Source organism: Thalassovita sp., assembly GCF_965218685.1.
GTDB lineage: Bacteria > Pseudomonadota > Alphaproteobacteria > Rhodobacterales > Rhodobacteraceae > Thalassobius.
Genome location: NZ_OZ244657.1, coordinates 1,144,528 through 1,160,893 on the forward strand (window position 1 = coordinate 1,144,528; position 16,366 = coordinate 1,160,893).

15 protein-coding genes are annotated in these 16,366 nt (G+C 59.2%); 11 read left to right on the forward strand and 4 right to left on the reverse strand.

All coding sequences use genetic code 11. The features are described from left to right. Nucleotides 1-17: 17 nt before the first annotated feature. From ACOQOQ_RS05825 to ACOQOQ_RS05840, 4 genes are read left to right on the forward strand one after another with little or no spacing between them, the layout of a single operon-like run. Nucleotides 18-950, forward strand: a complete 933-nt coding sequence (locus tag ACOQOQ_RS05825; protein ID WP_420569194.1) for a branched-chain amino acid ABC transporter permease — start codon at nt 18-20, stop codon at nt 948-950. After that, on the forward strand, nt 947-2,230 hold the full coding sequence (locus tag ACOQOQ_RS05830) for a branched-chain amino acid ABC transporter permease (protein WP_420569195.1): 1,284 nt from the start codon (nt 947-949) through the stop codon (nt 2,228-2,230). Before ACOQOQ_RS05825 ends, ACOQOQ_RS05830 begins: the two co-directional genes overlap by 4 nt. Beyond that, complete coding sequence (locus ACOQOQ_RS05835; RefSeq protein WP_420569196.1) at nt 2,227-3,003, forward strand: ABC transporter ATP-binding protein; 777 nt, start codon at nt 2,227-2,229, stop codon at nt 3,001-3,003. Before ACOQOQ_RS05830 ends, ACOQOQ_RS05835 begins: the two co-directional genes overlap by 4 nt. After that, on the forward strand, nt 3,000-3,707 hold the full coding sequence (locus ACOQOQ_RS05840; protein ID WP_420569197.1) for an ABC transporter ATP-binding protein: 708 nt from the start codon (nt 3,000-3,002) through the stop codon (nt 3,705-3,707). The genes ACOQOQ_RS05835 and ACOQOQ_RS05840 overlap by 4 nt, the downstream gene beginning before the upstream one ends. Nucleotides 3,708-3,758: 51 nt before the next feature. On the opposite strand, the gene ACOQOQ_RS05845 is transcribed toward ACOQOQ_RS05840, so the two are convergent. Further along, nucleotides 3,759-5,390: a long-chain fatty acid--CoA ligase gene (locus ACOQOQ_RS05845; RefSeq protein WP_420569198.1), complete on the reverse strand. Its 1,632-nt coding sequence runs from the start codon at nt 5,388-5,390 to the stop codon at nt 3,759-3,761. 280 nt (nt 5,391-5,670) lie between these two features. Here ACOQOQ_RS05845 and ACOQOQ_RS05850 point away from each other — a divergent pair, with 280 nt between their 5' ends. Continuing rightward, nucleotides 5,671-6,636 carry an NADPH:quinone oxidoreductase family protein gene (locus tag ACOQOQ_RS05850; RefSeq protein ID WP_420569199.1) on the forward strand — a complete coding sequence of 322 codons (966 nt, stop codon included), beginning with the start codon at nt 5,671-5,673 and terminating at the stop codon, nt 6,634-6,636. 366 nt (nt 6,637-7,002) lie between these two features. After that, nucleotides 7,003-7,500 (forward strand): fasciclin domain-containing protein, encoded by a 498-nt coding sequence (locus ACOQOQ_RS05855; protein ID WP_420569200.1) that lies wholly within the window; start codon nt 7,003-7,005, stop codon nt 7,498-7,500. A 132-nt stretch (nt 7,501-7,632) separates the two neighbouring features. Here the strand turns inward: ACOQOQ_RS05855 and ACOQOQ_RS05860 are convergent, their stop codons facing one another. Continuing rightward, nucleotides 7,633-8,460: an IclR family transcriptional regulator gene (locus tag ACOQOQ_RS05860; protein ID WP_420569201.1), complete on the reverse strand. Its 828-nt coding sequence runs from the start codon at nt 8,458-8,460 to the stop codon at nt 7,633-7,635. A gap of 97 nt (nt 8,461-8,557) precedes the next feature. Beyond that, the gene (locus ACOQOQ_RS05865; RefSeq protein WP_420569202.1) at nt 8,558-10,216 is read right to left on the reverse strand and encodes a long-chain-fatty-acid--CoA ligase; all 1,659 of its coding nucleotides are present in this window, start codon (nt 10,214-10,216) and stop codon (nt 8,558-8,560) included. 275 nt (nt 10,217-10,491) lie between these two features. On the opposite strand from ACOQOQ_RS05865, the gene ACOQOQ_RS05870 reads away from it, so the two are divergent. The 3 genes from ACOQOQ_RS05870 (at nt 10,492) to gph (ending at nt 12,867) form a co-directional block, all read left to right on the forward strand. Next, a complete protein-coding gene (locus ACOQOQ_RS05870) occupies nt 10,492-11,457 on the forward strand; it encodes a class 1 fructose-bisphosphatase (protein ID WP_420569203.1) in 966 nt (321 codons plus the stop codon). A gap of 61 nt (nt 11,458-11,518) precedes the next feature. Beyond that, nucleotides 11,519-12,208, forward strand: a complete 690-nt coding sequence (gene rpe, locus ACOQOQ_RS05875; protein ID WP_420569204.1) for a ribulose-phosphate 3-epimerase — start codon at nt 11,519-11,521, stop codon at nt 12,206-12,208. Between the two features lie 5 nt (nt 12,209-12,213). Further along, the gene (gph, locus tag ACOQOQ_RS05880) at nt 12,214-12,867 is read left to right on the forward strand and encodes a phosphoglycolate phosphatase (protein WP_420569737.1); all 654 of its coding nucleotides are present in this window, start codon (nt 12,214-12,216) and stop codon (nt 12,865-12,867) included. Here the strand turns inward: gph and ACOQOQ_RS05885 are convergent. Continuing rightward, complete coding sequence (locus ACOQOQ_RS05885) at nt 12,864-13,415, reverse strand: LuxR C-terminal-related transcriptional regulator (RefSeq protein ID WP_420569205.1); 552 nt, start codon at nt 13,413-13,415, stop codon at nt 12,864-12,866. The two genes, gph and ACOQOQ_RS05885, sit on opposite strands and share 4 nt — an antisense overlap. Nucleotides 13,416-13,511: 96 nt before the next feature. Between ACOQOQ_RS05885 and ACOQOQ_RS05890 the strand changes: the two genes are divergently transcribed. Both ACOQOQ_RS05890 and ACOQOQ_RS05895 read left to right on the forward strand, forming a co-directional pair. After that, complete coding sequence (locus ACOQOQ_RS05890) at nt 13,512-14,807, forward strand: acetylornithine deacetylase/succinyl-diaminopimelate desuccinylase family protein (protein ID WP_420569206.1); 1,296 nt, start codon at nt 13,512-13,514, stop codon at nt 14,805-14,807. 18 nt (nt 14,808-14,825) lie between these two features. Next, nucleotides 14,826-16,310 carry an ABC transporter substrate-binding protein gene (locus ACOQOQ_RS05895; RefSeq protein WP_420569207.1) on the forward strand — a complete coding sequence of 495 codons (1,485 nt, stop codon included), beginning with the start codon at nt 14,826-14,828 and terminating at the stop codon, nt 16,308-16,310. The last annotated feature ends 56 nt before the right edge of the window (nt 16,311-16,366 follow it).

A 16,366-nucleotide genomic window follows, 5' to 3' on the forward strand; every position in this document is an offset into this window, starting at 1 on the left:
CCGATTAAGAGGTTTCCATGGAAACGATCGTATTTTCACTCCTGAACGGGGTGATCTACGGCCTCCTGTTGTTCATGCTGTCCAGTGGTCTGACCCTGATTTTCAGCATGATGGGCGTGCTAAACTTTGCACATGCCAGCTTTTACATGCTGGGGGCCTATTTCGCTTATACTATCTCTGAGGCCAGTAGTTTTTGGCTGGCGCTGGTTTTTGCCCCGATCCTGGTGGGTCTTGTGGGCGCAGCTGTCGAACGCTGGGGCCTGCGCACGGTGCACGTGAATGGCCACGTGGCCGAGCTGCTGTTCACCTTTGGTCTGGCCTATCTGATCGACGAGGTGGTCAAGATCATCTGGGGCCGCAACGCCGTGGATTATCGTATCCCCGAGTTGCTGGATTTCCCCCTGTTCGAACTGTTCGGCGCGCAATATCCGGCCTACAGGATTTTCACGCTGTTTGTCGCGCTGGCGATGCTGGTCGCGCTGTGGTTCATCCTGAACCGTACCCGTGCAGGTCTGATCATTCAGGCGGCGCTGAGCCATCCGCATATGGTGGGGCATTTGGGACATAACGTGCCGCGCATTTTCATGACCGTGTTCGGTGTGGGCTGTGCTTTGGCCGGTCTGGCTGGTGTAATCGGAGGCAACTATCTGGTCACTGATCCGGCGATGGCCGTTCAGATGGGACCGATTGTTTTCGTGGTGGTCGTCGTTGGCGGTTTGGGCAGCCTGATGGGCGCCTTTCTGGCCGCGATGCTGCTGGGTCTGTTGCAAACCTTCGCCGTGGCGATCGATGCCAACTTTGCCGACCTGTTCGGCTGGCTTGGACTGTCCGCGACCTCCGAGGTCGGCAGCATCTCTATTTCGTCACTTGCGCCGATGATCCCGTTCCTGATGCTGGTGCTGATCCTGATGGTGCGCCCGCGTGGCCTGTTGGGGGACCGTGAGCTATGAGCGATCAGACTATTCAGAATTTCGAAAACCTGGCGCCCTCGGGCGGTCAGAAATTCGCGCAGCGCGTGCTGCCCTTTGCCGGGCTGGCGCTGGTGCTGGTGCTGATCCCTATGATGGGGCCGTCGCGCACGATGTATTCGCTGATGAATGCGATGGGCATCAATATCGTCTTCGCGCTTAGCTATAATATGCTGCTTGGTCGGGGTGGGCTGCTGTCCTTTGGGCATGCGGTGTACTTCGGGCTGGGGGGCTATGCCGCCGTTCACGCGATGGGATGGATCGAGGATGCCGCCTATGGAGATGGCGGGTTCTGGGCCGGGTATCCGGTGTTCTTCCTGCCGATTATTGGGTTCGCTGGCGGGGCGCTGGCCGGTGCGATCATCGGTTGGCCATCCTGCCGTCGGGCGGGCACACCCTTTGCCATGATCTCGCTTGGTGTGGCCGAGCTGATCGCGGCGGCAGGGTTCATGTTCGGGTCAATTTTTGGCGGCGAAGAAGGCATCTCGGGTGACCGTATGAACGGGCCGGAAATGTTTGGCCTGTCGCTGGGGCCGATCAACGAGGTTTACTGGTTCATCGCATTCTGGACCCTCGTTGGCGCGGTGGGCACCTATGCCTTCACCCGCACCCCGCTGGGCAAGATGTCTGAGGCAACGCGTGACAACCCCGAACGGGTGGAGTTCGTGGGCTATGACCCGCAGCGCGTGCGCTATCTGGTGTTTATCTTCGCGGGCGGTTTCGCAGGTCTGGCGGGCGGTATGGCTGCTGTGAACTATGAAATCTTCACCCCCGAGGCGCTGTCTCTGGCCCCTTCGGGCATGGTGCTCTTGATGGCCTATATCGGCGGTATACGGTACTTCGCGGGGCCGATTCTGGGCGCCATTGTGCTGACCTATATGCAGTCGATGATGTCGGATTATTCCGAAGCGTGGCTGCTGTATCTGGGCATCCTGTTCATGGCCGTTGTGATGTTCGCCCCCGGTGGTCTGGCTGGGATTGTGGCAGGTCTGTTCAACGGTCTGCGGTCCGCCGATCGCGGCGAGCATATCGGCAAATGGCTGGTCTATGGGCTGGGCTGTGTTCTGCTGCTGATTGGCGTGATCGTTCTGGTCGAAGTCGGTGTGAATTGGTCCAATGGCTATGGTCACAGCTTCGAACCCTTCGGGCTGCATCTGTCGACAGGATCGGTCCTGACCTGGGCGCTGATCATCCTGCCAATCGTGGCCGGCGCGGGTATCCTGCGCCACGCTCACATCCGCAACAAGGAGGGTCACGCATGACGCAACCGGCACTTTCTATTACCGATCTGACCAAGGATTTCGGACCGGCCAAGATTATCCAGGGCGTGTCTCTGGATATCGAACCGGGCGAACGCCATGCCATCATCGGGCCGAACGGGGCGGGGAAATCCACCTTGTTCAACCTGATCTCGGGGGGGTATCACCCCACGTCGGGAAGCGTAAAGCTGCGCGGAACCGAGATTGGCGGGCAGAAACCGTACCGCATCAACCGAATGGGCCTGTCGCGCAGTTTTCAGGTCTCGAACATTTTCGCGAACATGACCGTCCGCGAAAATGTCCGCTGCGGGGTGCTTTACTCGATGGGCTACGGCTACAGTTTTTGGCGCAATGTGGGGAACCTCAAAGAGGTGCAGCGCAAGACCGCTGAGATTCTGGAGTCGGTGGACTTGCTGGACAAGGCAAACCTGCCTGCGGCCCTGCTGCCCTATGCCGATCAACGCACGCTGGAAATCGCGATCACCATCGCGGGCGGGGCGGATGTGATCATGCTGGACGAACCCACGGCCGGCATGTCGCACTCGGAAACCGAACGCGCTGTGGCCCTGATCAAACAGGCCACCGAGGGTAAGACCCTGCTTATTGTCGAGCATGACATGGGAGTGGTGTTCAACCTGGCCGATCGGATCAGCGTGCTGGTTTACGGCCAGATCATCGCGACCGGCAAGCCCGAGGAAATCCGTGGCGATCCCAAGGTGCGCGAAGCCTATCTGGGCGACGAGGCAGACGCGTTAGAACAGGAGGGCGCGGCGTGACCCAACCAATGCTTACGGTCAAAGACCTGAACGCCTTTTACGGCAAGTCCCACGTGTTGCGCGGGGTCGAAATGGAGATCATGCCCGGCGAGGTGATTGCCCTGCTGGGGCGCAACGGGGTGGGGCGATCCACCACCGCCAAGGCCATCATGGGCGAGGTGCCGCCCAAGGGGGATATCACGTTCAAGGGGCAGGTGATCTCGGGGTTGGAAAGCCACAAGATCGCGCGGTTGGGATTGGGCTATGTTCCTGAAAGCCGGGACATTTTTCCCACCATGACCGTGCGCGACAACCTGATCCTGGGGATCAAGAACATGAAAACGCCGGGGAAATACTCGGTCGATGACATGCTGGATATGTTCCCCAACCTGCGCGAGCGGGCGGACAACCTGGCGGGGGTTCTGTCGGGCGGTGAAAAGCAGATGTTGACGATGTGCCGGACCCTGATGGGCGATCCGGACCTGATCATCATCGATGAACCGACCGAAGGCCTGGCCCCGAAAATCGTGCATCAGATCGGTGACATGATCGCCGAGATCGCCAAAACCGGCGTTGCGATTTTGCTGGTCGAGCAGAAGCTTTCCATCGCGCTGCGGATCGCCAACCGGGTTTACGTGATGGGCCATGGCGAGATCGTCTGGTCCGGCACTCCGGATGAATTCCGCGACCGCGAGGATGTGCGTAAGGAATGGCTGGAGGTCTGAACGGCCCCGGCCAGGAACAAGCGGGGCGCCCGGTTGGGCGCCCCGTTTTCATTACCGCAGATCGGGCAGCACGTAATCTGCCAACTGCTTGCGTAATGTCAGCTTCGAAGTTTTGCCCGTCGCGGTCAGCGGCAAAGCGTCGACCCAAAGCACATCATCGGGCAGCTGCCACTTGGCGAAATGCTCGGACATATGGGTGTGGATCGTGTCCAGATCGGGTTTGTCCTCACCGGCGGCAACGGCAACCAGGATCGGTCGTTCGTCCCACTTGGGATGAGGCATGGCGATCGCCGCGCATGCCGCGATTTGCGGATGGGACATGGCCGCGTTTTCCAGATCGATCGAGGAAATCCACTCGCCGCCCGACTTGATAAGGTCCTTGGCGCGGTCCTGGATGGACAGAATTCCGTCGCTGTCGATGCTGGCGATGTCGCCGGTGCCGAACCAACCCTCCGCGTCCAACGCGGCCTTGGTTGCCTCGGGGTTGTTGAAATATCCCGAGACAACGGTGTTTCCGCGCACGTACAACTCGCCCACTGCTTTGCCGTCGTGGGGCAGTTTTTCTCCGTCGTCGTTAACGATTTTCAGCTCGACACCAAAAACACGACGACCCTGAAGAGATTTCTTGTCGATCATCTGATCAAAGGGCAGCTCTTCGACCCAGTTGGGCATGACACCATGGGTGCCGATGGGGCTCATTTCGGTCATGCCCCATGCATGGCCCACGGCGACGCCCAATTTCTCGAAGGCTTCGATCATGCTGCGCGGCGCGGCCGAGCCACCGACCACCACGTCCGAGAACCCCTCGGGCTTGCGGCCCTGTTTTTCGATCTCGGCCATCAGACCCATCCAGACAGTGGGGACGCCCCAGGCGCTGTCGACCTTTTCAGTGTCCATCAGTTTGAACAGGCTTTCACCATCCAGATGCTGACCGGGCATGATCAGATTCAGCCCAAGCATCGGCGCCGCATAGGGCAGGCCCCACGCGTTGACGTGGAACAGCGGCACGACGGGCAGCACCTTGCCCTCTTTCGGGATGGCGCCACCTACGGTGCTGGCCAGGATCAGTGCGTGCAGCACGGTCGAGCGGTGCGTATAAAGCGCTCCTTTGGGATTGCCCGTGGTCCCCGAGGTATAGCACAGTCCGCAGGCGGTGTTCTCGTCGAATTCGGGCCAGTCGTAATGGTCGGGCTGGCCGTCCAGCAGCTCTTCATAGCACAGGGCGTTCAGGGTGTTTTCAGGCATATGGGCCCGGTCGGTCATCACCACGTAGGTGATGCTGTCGGGCAGTTGATCTTTCACGGCCTCAAGGATCGGAACAAAGGTCGTGTCCACGAAAATCATCTTATCGGCAGCGTGGTTGACGATATAGATCAGCTGCTCGGCGGACAGGCGTGGGTTGATCGTGTGGCAGATCGCACCCAGCCCCGAAATGGCATAGTACAGCTCGAAATGGCGATAGCCGTTCCAGGCCAGTGTCGCGATCCGGTCGCCCAGCTCGACCCCGTGCGCCTGCAATGCATGCGCCAATTGCGCCACGCGTGGCACGGTTTCGGCATAGGTCTGGCGATGAATGTCGCCTTCTGTTCTGACCGAAACGATTTCACAGCCCGCATTCGCATCTGCTCCGAACGTCAATAGATCGCTGACCAACAGCGGCCGCTGCATCATCATGCCCTGCATGATTTCCTCCCTTAGAAAAATCTCCCTGCTGTATACACTAGCGCGAAGCCACGCTGCGCCAAAATGAAATTACATTCCGCATGGCGATTTTTGCCGATTTTCAGGGCAAACGCGGCGGCAAGTGATTTTGGCAGAAATTCAACGGGTTAATTGTGAAAATGCCGTACCGTCACTTTTGCCCGGAGCAGCGGCGCAGTTGCTTGGGGGGCGGCTAGAGCCTAATCTGACGGTCGTGAACCTGGGCCCCCCGCGGCACCGGATGAGAGGGAGAAAGAGACCGATGAAGGCCATTGTCAGCCATGAATTCGCACCGCTTGATGCATTGAAATACGAAGAGGTCGCCCACCCCCAGCCCTCGGGGCGCGAGGTGGTAATCAAGGTCGAGGCCGCGGGCGTGAACTATCCTGATGGGCTGGTGGTGCAGGGCCTGTACCAGATGAAACCTCCGCATCCTTTCACCCCCGGAATGGAGGCCGCCGGTGTGATCGAGGCCGTCGGTCCCGACGTGACCACCCTGAAGGTTGGTCAACGCGTGGCCACTATCTGCAGCTTGGGTGGATACGCTGAAAAGGTGCTGGTCGACGAACGCCGCGCCTTTGCGATTGACCAGATGGATGGCGGGGATGCCTGCGCGCTGTTGGTAGCCTATGGCACCTCGCATCACGCGCTGAAACAGCGGGCGCAACTGAAAGAGGGCGAAACCCTGTGTGTTCTGGGTGCCGCCGGGGCCACCGGGATCGCGGCCGTGCAGATTGGCAAAATCATGGGTGCACGGGTGATTGCCGTCTGTTCAACCGACGAAAAGCGCGAGCTTGCCAAACAGGCCGGCGCGGACGAGGCGATCGGATATGACGATCTGAAAAACGATCTGAAGGCGCTAACCGATGGTAAGGGCGTGGACGTGGTCTATGACTCGGTCGGTGGGGCGGCGTTTGACGCGTGCTCGCGTTCGATGGCACGGAACGGTCGGCTGCTGGTGATCGGCTTTGCCAGTGGCGAGATTCCCAAGTTCCCAGTGAACCTGTCTTTGGTCAAGGAATATGCTGTGGTCGGTGTGTTCTGGGGCAACTTCACCCAAGCCGAACCACAGGTCTATGCCGACAACATGAAAGAGCTGGTCGGCTGGTACAGCGCAGGCAAGGTCAAACCGCTGATCGAGGGACGCTATCCCCTGTCCGATGCCGCCGAGGTGCTGAAACGCGTGTTGGGGCGTGGCGCGACAGGGAAGCTGGTGTTGGTGCCCTAAGCGGGCCGCGTATCACCAAATCAGAAGAATTCCGAGGCATGGCGCATTTGATTAGGCGCCTGTTTCGGTCCGAGATTGCTGATTGCGTGTTTATCCAAGGACGGCCCGAAGCCTAAAGGGCCACGCAGGGAGCCGCTGGAAAAATACGTTTGCGAATGGCTCAATGGGACCAGAGCCAACACCTATCGGCGATTAGTTCAGTTGGCAGCATAGTTAAGCTTTCATGCGAATGAAGTAAATTTCATGGAATAATTAATCCATTAAAATCTGAATGTTATAGGCTTTGTTCTGACAAAAGTTGGGATGCTTTTGATCTAGTCAAGGCGTGCAGGCGTATCCTCTCATATCAAACTGGAGGAAATAGATATGCTACGACGGACTTTCTTTAGCGCAGCAGCGGGCCTTGCCCTTGCTCTGACAGGCACCACAGCAATGGCTGATGGGCACGGCAGCAAAATGGATATTGTGGATACAGCGGTAAGTGCTGGTTCTTTCACAACGCTCGTTGCCGCTGTTCAGGCGGCAGGACTGGTTGAAACTTTGAAAGGAGACGGCCCTTTCACTGTTTTCGCACCCACCGATGATGCATTTGCAGCACTTCCTGCCGGAACAGTCGAGACACTGTTGAAGCCTGAAAATCGTGACCAGCTTGTTGCCGTGCTGACATATCATGTGGTCCCAGGAAAAGTCATGGCATCTGATTTGTCCGGCAAAAAACTCTCTGTGGAAACCGTTAACGGTCAGTCAGTGCAGATCAGCGCATTCAGCGGCGTCTCGGTAGACAACGCTAAAGTCGTACAAGCAGACATTGACGCTTCAAACGGTGTAATCCACGTCATCGACGCAGTTATCCTGCCAAAGTGATCAAGATTACATAGACTAAAACGGGGTCGCTCTAGGGGCGGCCCTTTTTTTGGGGCATCAATAGCGATCTTTAAGGCTGCCGTGTCCGTAAAGCTGTCGCTATTTGGTTCTGAACTCCAGGCGTATTGAGGCCTAGCCGCTCACTCGCGCGATGGTGTTGCGCATCTGAACCAGCTTGGGGCCCAGCTCTTCGATCAGGCGTTCCTTGGGCAGGATATAGGCCGGACCGCCCAGGTTGAAGGACAGCATGGGCGTGTCGCCGTGCATCGACCGATACGGTACCGAGACCGAGTTCACATCCGGCTGCCACTGCCCGATATTGGCATAAAAACCCTGGGTGCGGATCTGCTCGGCCGCTTCGGCAATCTCGGCTTGGGTGCGGGGCCAGTCCTCGGGCGCGGTGCGGTCATGGATGCGCTGCATGATCTGGGCGCGCTCGTGTTCGTCCGTGCCAGCGATATAGGCGCGCCCCATGGCCGAGCGGGCCAGAGAAATACGCGAGCCTACGTTCAACTGCAGCGAAATCATCCCTGCGGACGCCCGTGCTGCCGCGATATAGGTCATGGTCATGTCGTCGCGCCCGCCAAGGGCCACCAACACGCCGTCGCCGCATTCGTCTGCAAGGCGCTGCATATGGGGCTGCACGGTTTCGCGGATGCGCAGGCCGCCCAGGCAGGCATAGCCCAAGCCCAGAACCGGCACGCCCATTTTGTAGCGTCCGGTGTTTTCTTCGTAGACCAGATAGCCCAGCTTTAGCAGGGTGTATGTCAGGCGGGACACGGTCGAGTTCGGCAAACCCGTCCGTTCGGCCAATTCGCGGTTGCCCAGGCCACCGGTATCGTCGGGTTTGAACGCGCGCAAGATTTCCAGGCCGCGATGCAGCGATGTCACAAACTGGCGATCGTTTTCGTATTCAGCCTCGACCAGATCGGCCGCGGTTTCAGTCGTTCTTTTTCGCACACCGTTCTCCGTGGCTTGCGTCTCATCCGTGGTGAGATGAGAGAGGGTTGCTCGCAACTACTTTATCAGGGTGTTTCCGGTCAAGCTGCGCATTGGTCTAGGGGTCTTGTGCGGTCTCCTTGTCCTGAAGTTCTCGCCAAAGCACCTTGCCCGACCCCGATTTGGGCAACTCGTCAACGAATTCGATCACTCGGGGGCATTTGTAGGCGGCCATTTCACTGCGGCACCAGGTGATGATGTCCTGCGCACAGACCTGCCCTCGAGGAATGATGACGGCCTTCACGCTTTCGCCCCGGCGCGGGTCCGTGGTTGAGATCACGCAAGCCTCGGCGATATTGGGGTGCTTCAGCATCATCGCTTCAACCTCGGCCGGCCAAACCTTGAATCCGGCGGCGTTGATCATGCGTTTCACCCGGTCGACCATGAAGAAATAGCCGTCCTCGTCATAATATCCCAGATCCCCGGTGCGCAGAAAGGTCTTGCCATCGCGGTGCATGAATACCTCGTCCGTGGCGGCGGGGTTATTCCAATACCCCTGGAAAATCTGCGGGCCGGCCATGATGATCTCGCCGGTTTCGTTGGGGCCCAGTTCGTCCAGGGTCGCGGGGTTGATCACTCGGCTGTCCACGTCGAACATCGGAATGCCCAGGCATTGGCGTTTTGGTGCGTCGACCGGGTTGGTGTGGGTGGCACCGATGGTTTCCGACATGCCATATCCTTCGACATAGTCCAGACCCGTCATGTCTTTCAGTTTTTTCGCGATAGCCTCGGGCATGGCGGCCCCGCCGCCTCCGATGGCTTTCAGGCTGCTCAGATCATAGCTGTCGAACTTGTCGTCATTGACCAGATCAATCGCCATGGTCGCGATCGAGCGCCATCGGGTCACACGATAGCGCTTGATCAGCTCGGCGGCGACCTCGCGGTTCCAGCGGGTCATGATCACCATCACCCCACCCGAGGCGATGGGCATGTTCATCGCGGTCTGCATTCCGGTGACGTGGAAAAAAGGAAGGACCGACAGGCTAACGTCGTCAGGGTACATTGGGTTCCAGTTCAGGCCGCCTTCGCAAACCGCCTGCACGCTGAAATGCGTGTGTACGCAGCCCTTGGGCGCACCCGTCGTGCCCGAAGAATAGGGGATCACGGCCAAATCCTCGGGCGTGGCTTGGGCGGGGGCAGGGCGTTCGTTTGCGTCAATGGCATCCGACCAGCGCGTGATCCCGGGGCCGTTGATCTGTTCGGGGTCCAGTCCAGCCAGCGGATCGGGCAGGGGAATGTCATACTCGGGGTCGGCAAGCTGTTTGTAGTTGGCAACCAAAACGTGGCCGAGCGCACCAGCGTCGATCAGGGGCTGGGCATGGGGCAGCAGTTCCTGTCCGGCCAACATCACCCGTGCCCCGGCATCTGTTGCATAGTGCTGCAACTCGGCGCGCTGGCTCATGGGGTTCACGGGGACCACTGCCGCATCCGCACGCAGAATCGCGTAATAACTGATCACCGCCTGGGGGCTGTTTTGCATATACAGAAGCACCCGGTCGCCGCGCTTCACATTCAGCCGGTTTTGCAGGTATCCAGCCAGGGCCTCGACCATCTGATGCAGCTGGGCATAGGTCAGCGTGTGCCCGTGATAGATGATCGCGGGCCGGTCCGCGAACTTGGCTGCGCTGCGGGCCAGGTTCTGGCACAGGGTATGGCGCGGGAACGCGATCTGCCGGGGTACCGATTTCGGCCAGACGCTCAGATGACGGTCAAACATAGATCACACCTGCCTTGGCAGGTGGGGATTGAGTGGCTTCAAGAATGGTTCCTCCCTCTTGCGGGGCAGGTTGGCACAAACGAACGCATGGTTCAATATAGTGAAAATAAATTCCGCAAAGCGGGACTTGGGCCGCATCCCCGCACATTTGCGGATTCTTTCGCGGGCATCGCGTTTTTCTTTGGGCTTTGTGCGCTTTATTAAATTCAACTCTGTGGCCAAGCGTGGCATATCACGACCATCGTGTTGCAACCGATAGAACCCGGAAGATTCAAATGACCAGTCAGACCCCAGTTATCTCGAGTGACCTTATTCCCTCGGAATTGGCCCCAATTATCGAGGCCCTGTGCGCCGTGTCCAAGGACGTGGCCAAGATCATCGCAAAGGGCTCGCTTGGGCAGTCCCTGGCGCATCAGGTGGGCGAAAACAGCGATGGCGACGGTCAAAAAGCGCTGGACGTGCTGTCGGACGAGATGTTCGCCGAGGCGCTGAAATCGACCTCGGTCCGCTGGTATGCTTCGGAAGAACAAGAAGATGCCGTGCTGCTGAACGAGGCAGGCGCCTATGCGCTGGCGATCGATCCGCTGGATGGGTCATCGAACATTGATGTGAACGTGTCGATCGGCACGATCTTTTCGATCTACGCGGCCAAGGACGAGGCCGAGGCTAGTTTCTTGCGCCCGGCCAACGAACAACTGGCTGGCGGCTATATCGTCTATGGTCCTGCCACTGCGCTGGTCGTGACCTTCGGCAAAGGCACCGTGCAATTCGTGCTGAACCCCGACTCGGGCCTGTTCGAGCTGGCCGAAGAGGCGATGCAGATCCCCGCCACTTCGAAAGAGTTCGCGATCAACGCGTCGAACTTCCGTCACTGGACCAAGCCCGTCAGCGCCTTCATCGACGACTGCCTGGCCGGGGTCGATGGCCCGCTGGAGAAGAACTACAACATGCGCTGGGTCGGCTCTTTGGTGGCTGAAACGCACCGCATCCTGACCCGCGGCGGCATCTTCCTGTACCCGCGCGATGGTCGCAGTGGCTATGAAAACGGGCGCCTGCGTATGGTGTATGAATGCGCGCCGATGGCCTTTTTGGTCGAGCAGGCTCAGGGCGGCGCTACCGATGGCAAGACCCCGATCATGGACCAGGCTGCCGACACGCTGCATGGCCGCGCGCCTTTGGTCTTTGGCAGCTCGGAACTGGTTGACCGCGTGGCCGCCTATCACGATAAGGCAGGCGCCTGACAACAGCGTTTAACAGGCCGTGCGGGCCCGTCCCGCGCGCCATATGATAAAGGGAAGCCCCATGTCATTTGATCGTAACATCAAGATCGCGCCGTCGATCCTGTCCGCCGATTTCGCCAACTTCGGACAAGAGATTCAAGCCATCGAAGCCCAAGGCGCCGACTGGGTGCATGTGGACGTGATGGACGGACATTTCGTGCCGAACCTGACTTTTGGCCCGCCCGCCGTCAAAGCCTTCCGTCCGCATGTGAAAACCTTCATGGACGTGCATTTGATGATCGCGCCCGTCGATCCCTATATCGAGGCCTATGCCGAGGCGGGTGCCGACATGATCGTCGCTCATTACGAGGCCGGACCGCATCCGCACCGTACGTTGCAGGCGATCAAGGCCACTGGCGCCAAGGCGGGCATCAGCCTGAATCCGGGTACGCCGGCCTCGGTGATCGAACACCTGCTGCCGCTATGCGACATGGTTCTGGTCATGAGCGTGAACCCCGGTTTCGGCGGTCAGAAATTCATCCCCTCGTCAGTCGACAAGGTGGCTCAGGTTCGCAAGATGATCGGCGATCGCGAGATCCACATCCAGGTTGATGGCGGCGTTGATCCCAACACCATCGGCCCGTTGGTCGCGGCTGGTGCTGACTGCTTTGTCGCGGGCTCGGCCGTGTTCAAGGGCGGGTCTGTCGATACGCCCGAGGTCTATGGCGAGAATATCCGTGCCATCCGTGCTGCGGCCCAAGCGGCCCAGTGAACCAGATGGCTTTGGTGGTGTTTGATCTGGACGGTACGCTGGTCGACAGCGCACCGGACATCCAGAAGGCTGCGAACCGGATGCTGGCCGACGAAGGGCTGGATCCGCTGGACCTGCCCACGATCATCTCGTTCGTCGGTAACGGGCTGCCAAAACTGGTCGAGCGTGTGATGACCCGAACCGGTCTGGACCCTGCCCGCCATGCCGAGCTGACTGCCCTGACCTCGGCTCACTATAACGCTAGCCCATCCGCGTTGACCCTGCCCTATGACGGGGTGCCCGAGGCGCTGACAGCCCTTCAAAAGGCTGGTCATTCCTTGGCTTTGTGCACCAACAAACCTCAGGAACCTGCCCGTGCGATCCTGAAAAACCTGAAGCTTGCGCATTTCTTTGAATGCGTCGTTGGCGGCGATACTTTACCTGTTAAAAAGCCTGACCCAGCGCCGCTGCTTCATGTGCTGGAACAGTTGGGTGGTGGCACCGCGTTGTATGTCGGTGACAGCGAGGTGGATGCCGAAACCGCTGTGCGCGCCAAAGTTCCTTTTGCCCTGTTTACAAAGGGTTACAGGAAAGGCCCTGTCGATCAAATCCCGCATCAACACAGCTTTGACGCGTTCGCGAAGCTGCCCGATTTGGTAAATCAGGCGCTGGCCCTTTAATGGGTTACGCCCGCCAGGCGGCTTAACAGAACCGCCACGTTCTTGACCTTGAATTTGCGCAGCAGGCGCGCGCGGACATCCTCGATTGTGCGGGGGGACAGGTCCAGAACCTTGGCGATTTCCTTGCTGGTGTACCCGCGCGCCAACCACATAAGCACCTCGCGTTCGCGCGGTGTCAGTGTGGGCCCGTCGGGGTCGGTGTCGATCAGCGCAAAGCTAAGAACGATACGGTCCAGCGGGTTGTCCGGCGTCAGCGTCCGGGCGCGGAAACGACACCAGAATTGGTGACCGTCGCGGTGCCGCATCAGCCTTTCGTCCGAATAGGGCAACGAGCGGCGCAGCGGCTCCAGCCCGATATCGCGGATTTGGTGAAACTCCTGATCGGTGCCGTAAAGTTGGCGGAAACTTTGCCCGATCAGCTGCTCTTTGGGAAAGCCGAACATCTGCGCAAAGGTGTCGTTGCAGGCACGGATCACGCGCTGCTCGGTCAGGGCGATGCCCATTGGCGCGGCCTCAAAAGCCAGGGTTTCAAGTTCGTTCAGGGACACAGGTTTTCTCACCGTGATGATACGGTATTGGCACCGTATGGCCAAGGGATGCATGGTTTCAAGGTCAAAAGCAAGACTCAGAGGAAACCTGCCTGAATGTCCCTTGACCAGCGCCTAAGTGACGAGATTGATGCCCGCCGCGAGGATTTGATCCAACTGACGGGGGACTTGATCCGTATTCCGACGCTGAACCCTCCGGGCGAAAATTACCGCGAGATTTGCGAATTTCTGGCGGGTCGTTTGCGCTCAAAAGGGTTCCAGATCGAACTGGTCCGCGCCCATGGCACCCCCGGAGACAGCGAGAAATATCCGCGTTGGAACGTGATTGCCCGGCGCGAGGGGAAACGCTCGGGTGAATGTGTGCACTTCAACAGTCATATCGACGTGGTCGATGTTGGGCTGGGCTGGACGACCGATCCGTTCGGTGGCCAGCTTATCGATGGCAAAATCTATGGCCGCGGTGCCTGTGACATGAAGGGCGGGCTGGCGGCCAGTATCATCGCCGCCGAAGCGTTCATTGATGTGTGCCCGGACTTCGCCGGGGCGATCGAAATCAGCGGCACGGCGGATGAAGAATCCGGCGGCTTCGGCGGTGTCGCCTATCTGGCCGAGAAGGGGTTCTTTGCGCCCGAACGCGTGCAGCATGTGATCATTCCCGAGCCGTTGAACAAAGACCGGATTTGCCTGGGCCATCGTGGCGTCTGGTGGGCCGAGATTGAAACCTTTGGCGAGATCGCCCATGGCTCGATGCCGTTTCTTGGTGATTGCGCGGTGCGCCATATGGGTGCCGTTGTCGAGGAAATGGAGGACAGCCTTTTCCCTGCCCTGGCGCAGAAACGCACGGATATGCCTGTGGTACCCGAAGGGGCCAAGCAATCAACGCTGAACATCAACTCGATCCATGGTGGACAGGCCGAAGGGGACGCAGATTTCACCGGTCTGCCCAGCCCGTGCGTGCCCGACAGTTGCCGGATGGTGATCGATCGCCGGTTCCTGATCGAAGAGGATATCGACGACGTGCAGGCCGAGGTGATGGAGGTGCTGCGCAAGGTCGAAGCGAGCCGCGAGACCTTTAAGTACGACGTGCGCGAGCTGCACCGCGTTTTGCCGACCATGACCGAAAAAGACGCCCCCATCGTGCAAACGGTGGCGCGGGCGATCTTGGATACGATGGGGAAGGATGCGCAATATGTCGTCAGCCCCGGAACTTACGATCAGAAGCATATCGACCGCATCGGCAAGCTGCATAACTGCATTGCCTATGGTCCGGGGATTTTGGATCTGGCCCACAAACCGGATGAATATGTCGGCGTGGATGATATGCTCGATTCTGCGAAGGTGATGGGCCGGAGCTTGATCGAGCTTTTGGCAAGCCCGGAAGAGGCTGCCTGAACAATTGGGAGAAAGATGATGACTTTTAACGGACTTAAGACCGGCTTTATCAGCGCTCTTGCGCTGGCGGCCAGCGTGGGCATGGCCCAGGCGAAAACCGATATCGTCGTGGCGATGCAGCTGGAGCCGCCGCATCTGGACCCGACCTCGGCCGCCGCTGGGGCGATCGACTCGGTGTTGTATTCCAACGTGTTCGAGGGCCTGACTCGCTTCGGCGCGGATGGCTCGGTAAACCCTGGTCTGGCCAAAAGCTGGGACATTTCCGAGGACGGGACCGAGTATACCTTCCATCTGAACGAAGGCGTGATGTTCCACGACGGCACCACCATGGATGCCGAGGATGTGAAATTCAGCCTGGACCGCGCCCGTGCCGAGGATAGCGCGAACGCTCAGAAAGCGCTGTTCGCGGGTATCACCGACGTGACCGTGGTGGACCCGATGACGGTCAAGGTGACGCTGGACGGGCCGAACGGGTCTTTCCTGTTCAACATGGCCTGGGGTGACGCGGTGATCGTCGCGCCCGAAAGCATCGAGAACATCAAAACCACACCGATTGGCACCGGCGCGTTTAAGTTCTCCAACTGGGTGCAGGGCGACAAGATCGACTTGACTAAGAACGCCGACTACTGGGGCACGCCCGCGAAACTGGACAAGGTCAGCTTTAAGTTCATCAGCGATCCGACAGCCGCTTTTGCCGCCGTGATGGCCGAGGATGTGAACGCCTTTGTTGGCTTCCCCGCGCCGGAAAACCTGCCTCAGTTCGAGGCCGATCCGCGTTTCCAGGTGCTGGTTGGCTCGACCGAGGGTGAGACGATCCTGTCCACCAACAACAAGATGCCGCCGTTGGACAACGTGAAGGTCCGCGCCGCCGTGGCTCATGCGATCGACCGTCAGGCCATCATTGATGGTGCGATGTTCGGCTATGGCACGCCCATCGGCACCCATTTTGCGCCGCACAATCCCGACTATGTCGATCTGACCGGGAACAGCGCCTATGATCCCGATATGGCCAAGAAACTGCTGGCCGAGGCGGGCTATCCGGACGGGTTCAAGACCACGCTGAAGCTGCCGCCGCCGTCCTATGCGCGCCGCGGGGGCGAGATCATCGCGGCCCAGTTGCGAGCCGTGGGGATCGAGGCCGAGATTAGCAACCTGGAATGGGCGCAATGGCTGGAGCAGGTGTTCCGCGGTAAGGATTATGGCCTGACCATCGTCAGTCATACCGAACCGTTCGACATCGGCATTTACGCGCGTCCCGATTACTATTTCCAGTATGACAGCGCCGTGTTCCAGGCGATGTTCGCGGCCCTGGGTAAGGAAAGCGATCCGGCGCGCCGCAGCGAACTGCTGACTGCGATGCAAGAGAAGATCTCGGGCGATTATGTGAATGGATATCTGTTCCAGCTGGCCTTCCCGACCGTGGCCAACGCCAAGGTAATGGGGCTGTGGAAAGACGCTCCGACACAGGCAACCGATATGACCGGCGTCTATTGGGCCGAGTGATCCAAACACCGACGTTCGCGCGGACCCTTCGCGCGGACGTCATAGAAGCTGGGTGC

Excerpts from the sequence above, each read along its gene's own strand:
- ACOQOQ_RS05825 (WP_420569194.1), top strand. The coding sequence starts at position 18 with ATGGAAACGATCGTATTTTCACTCCTGAACGGGGTGATCTACGGCCTC.
- ACOQOQ_RS05830 (WP_420569195.1), top strand. The coding sequence starts at position 947 with ATGAGCGATCAGACTATTCAGAATTTCGAAAACCTGGCGCCCTCGGGC.
- ACOQOQ_RS05835 (WP_420569196.1), top strand. The coding sequence starts at position 2,227 with ATGACGCAACCGGCACTTTCTATTACCGATCTGACCAAGGATTTCGGA.
- ACOQOQ_RS05845 (WP_420569198.1), bottom strand. The coding sequence starts at position 5,390 with ATGCAGGGCATGATGATGCAGCGGCCGCTGTTGGTCAGCGATCTATTG.
- ACOQOQ_RS05850 (WP_420569199.1), top strand. The coding sequence starts at position 5,671 with ATGAAGGCCATTGTCAGCCATGAATTCGCACCGCTTGATGCATTGAAA.
- ACOQOQ_RS05855 (WP_420569200.1), top strand. The coding sequence starts at position 7,003 with ATGCTACGACGGACTTTCTTTAGCGCAGCAGCGGGCCTTGCCCTTGCT.
- ACOQOQ_RS05865 (WP_420569202.1), bottom strand. The coding sequence starts at position 10,216 with ATGTTTGACCGTCATCTGAGCGTCTGGCCGAAATCGGTACCCCGGCAG.
- ACOQOQ_RS05870 (WP_420569203.1), top strand. The coding sequence starts at position 10,492 with ATGACCAGTCAGACCCCAGTTATCTCGAGTGACCTTATTCCCTCGGAA.
- rpe (WP_420569204.1), top strand. The coding sequence starts at position 11,519 with ATGTCATTTGATCGTAACATCAAGATCGCGCCGTCGATCCTGTCCGCC.
- gph (WP_420569737.1), top strand. The coding sequence starts at position 12,214 with ATGGCTTTGGTGGTGTTTGATCTGGACGGTACGCTGGTCGACAGCGCA.
- ACOQOQ_RS05890 (WP_420569206.1), top strand. The coding sequence starts at position 13,512 with ATGTCCCTTGACCAGCGCCTAAGTGACGAGATTGATGCCCGCCGCGAG.
- ACOQOQ_RS05895 (WP_420569207.1), top strand. The coding sequence starts at position 14,826 with ATGACTTTTAACGGACTTAAGACCGGCTTTATCAGCGCTCTTGCGCTG.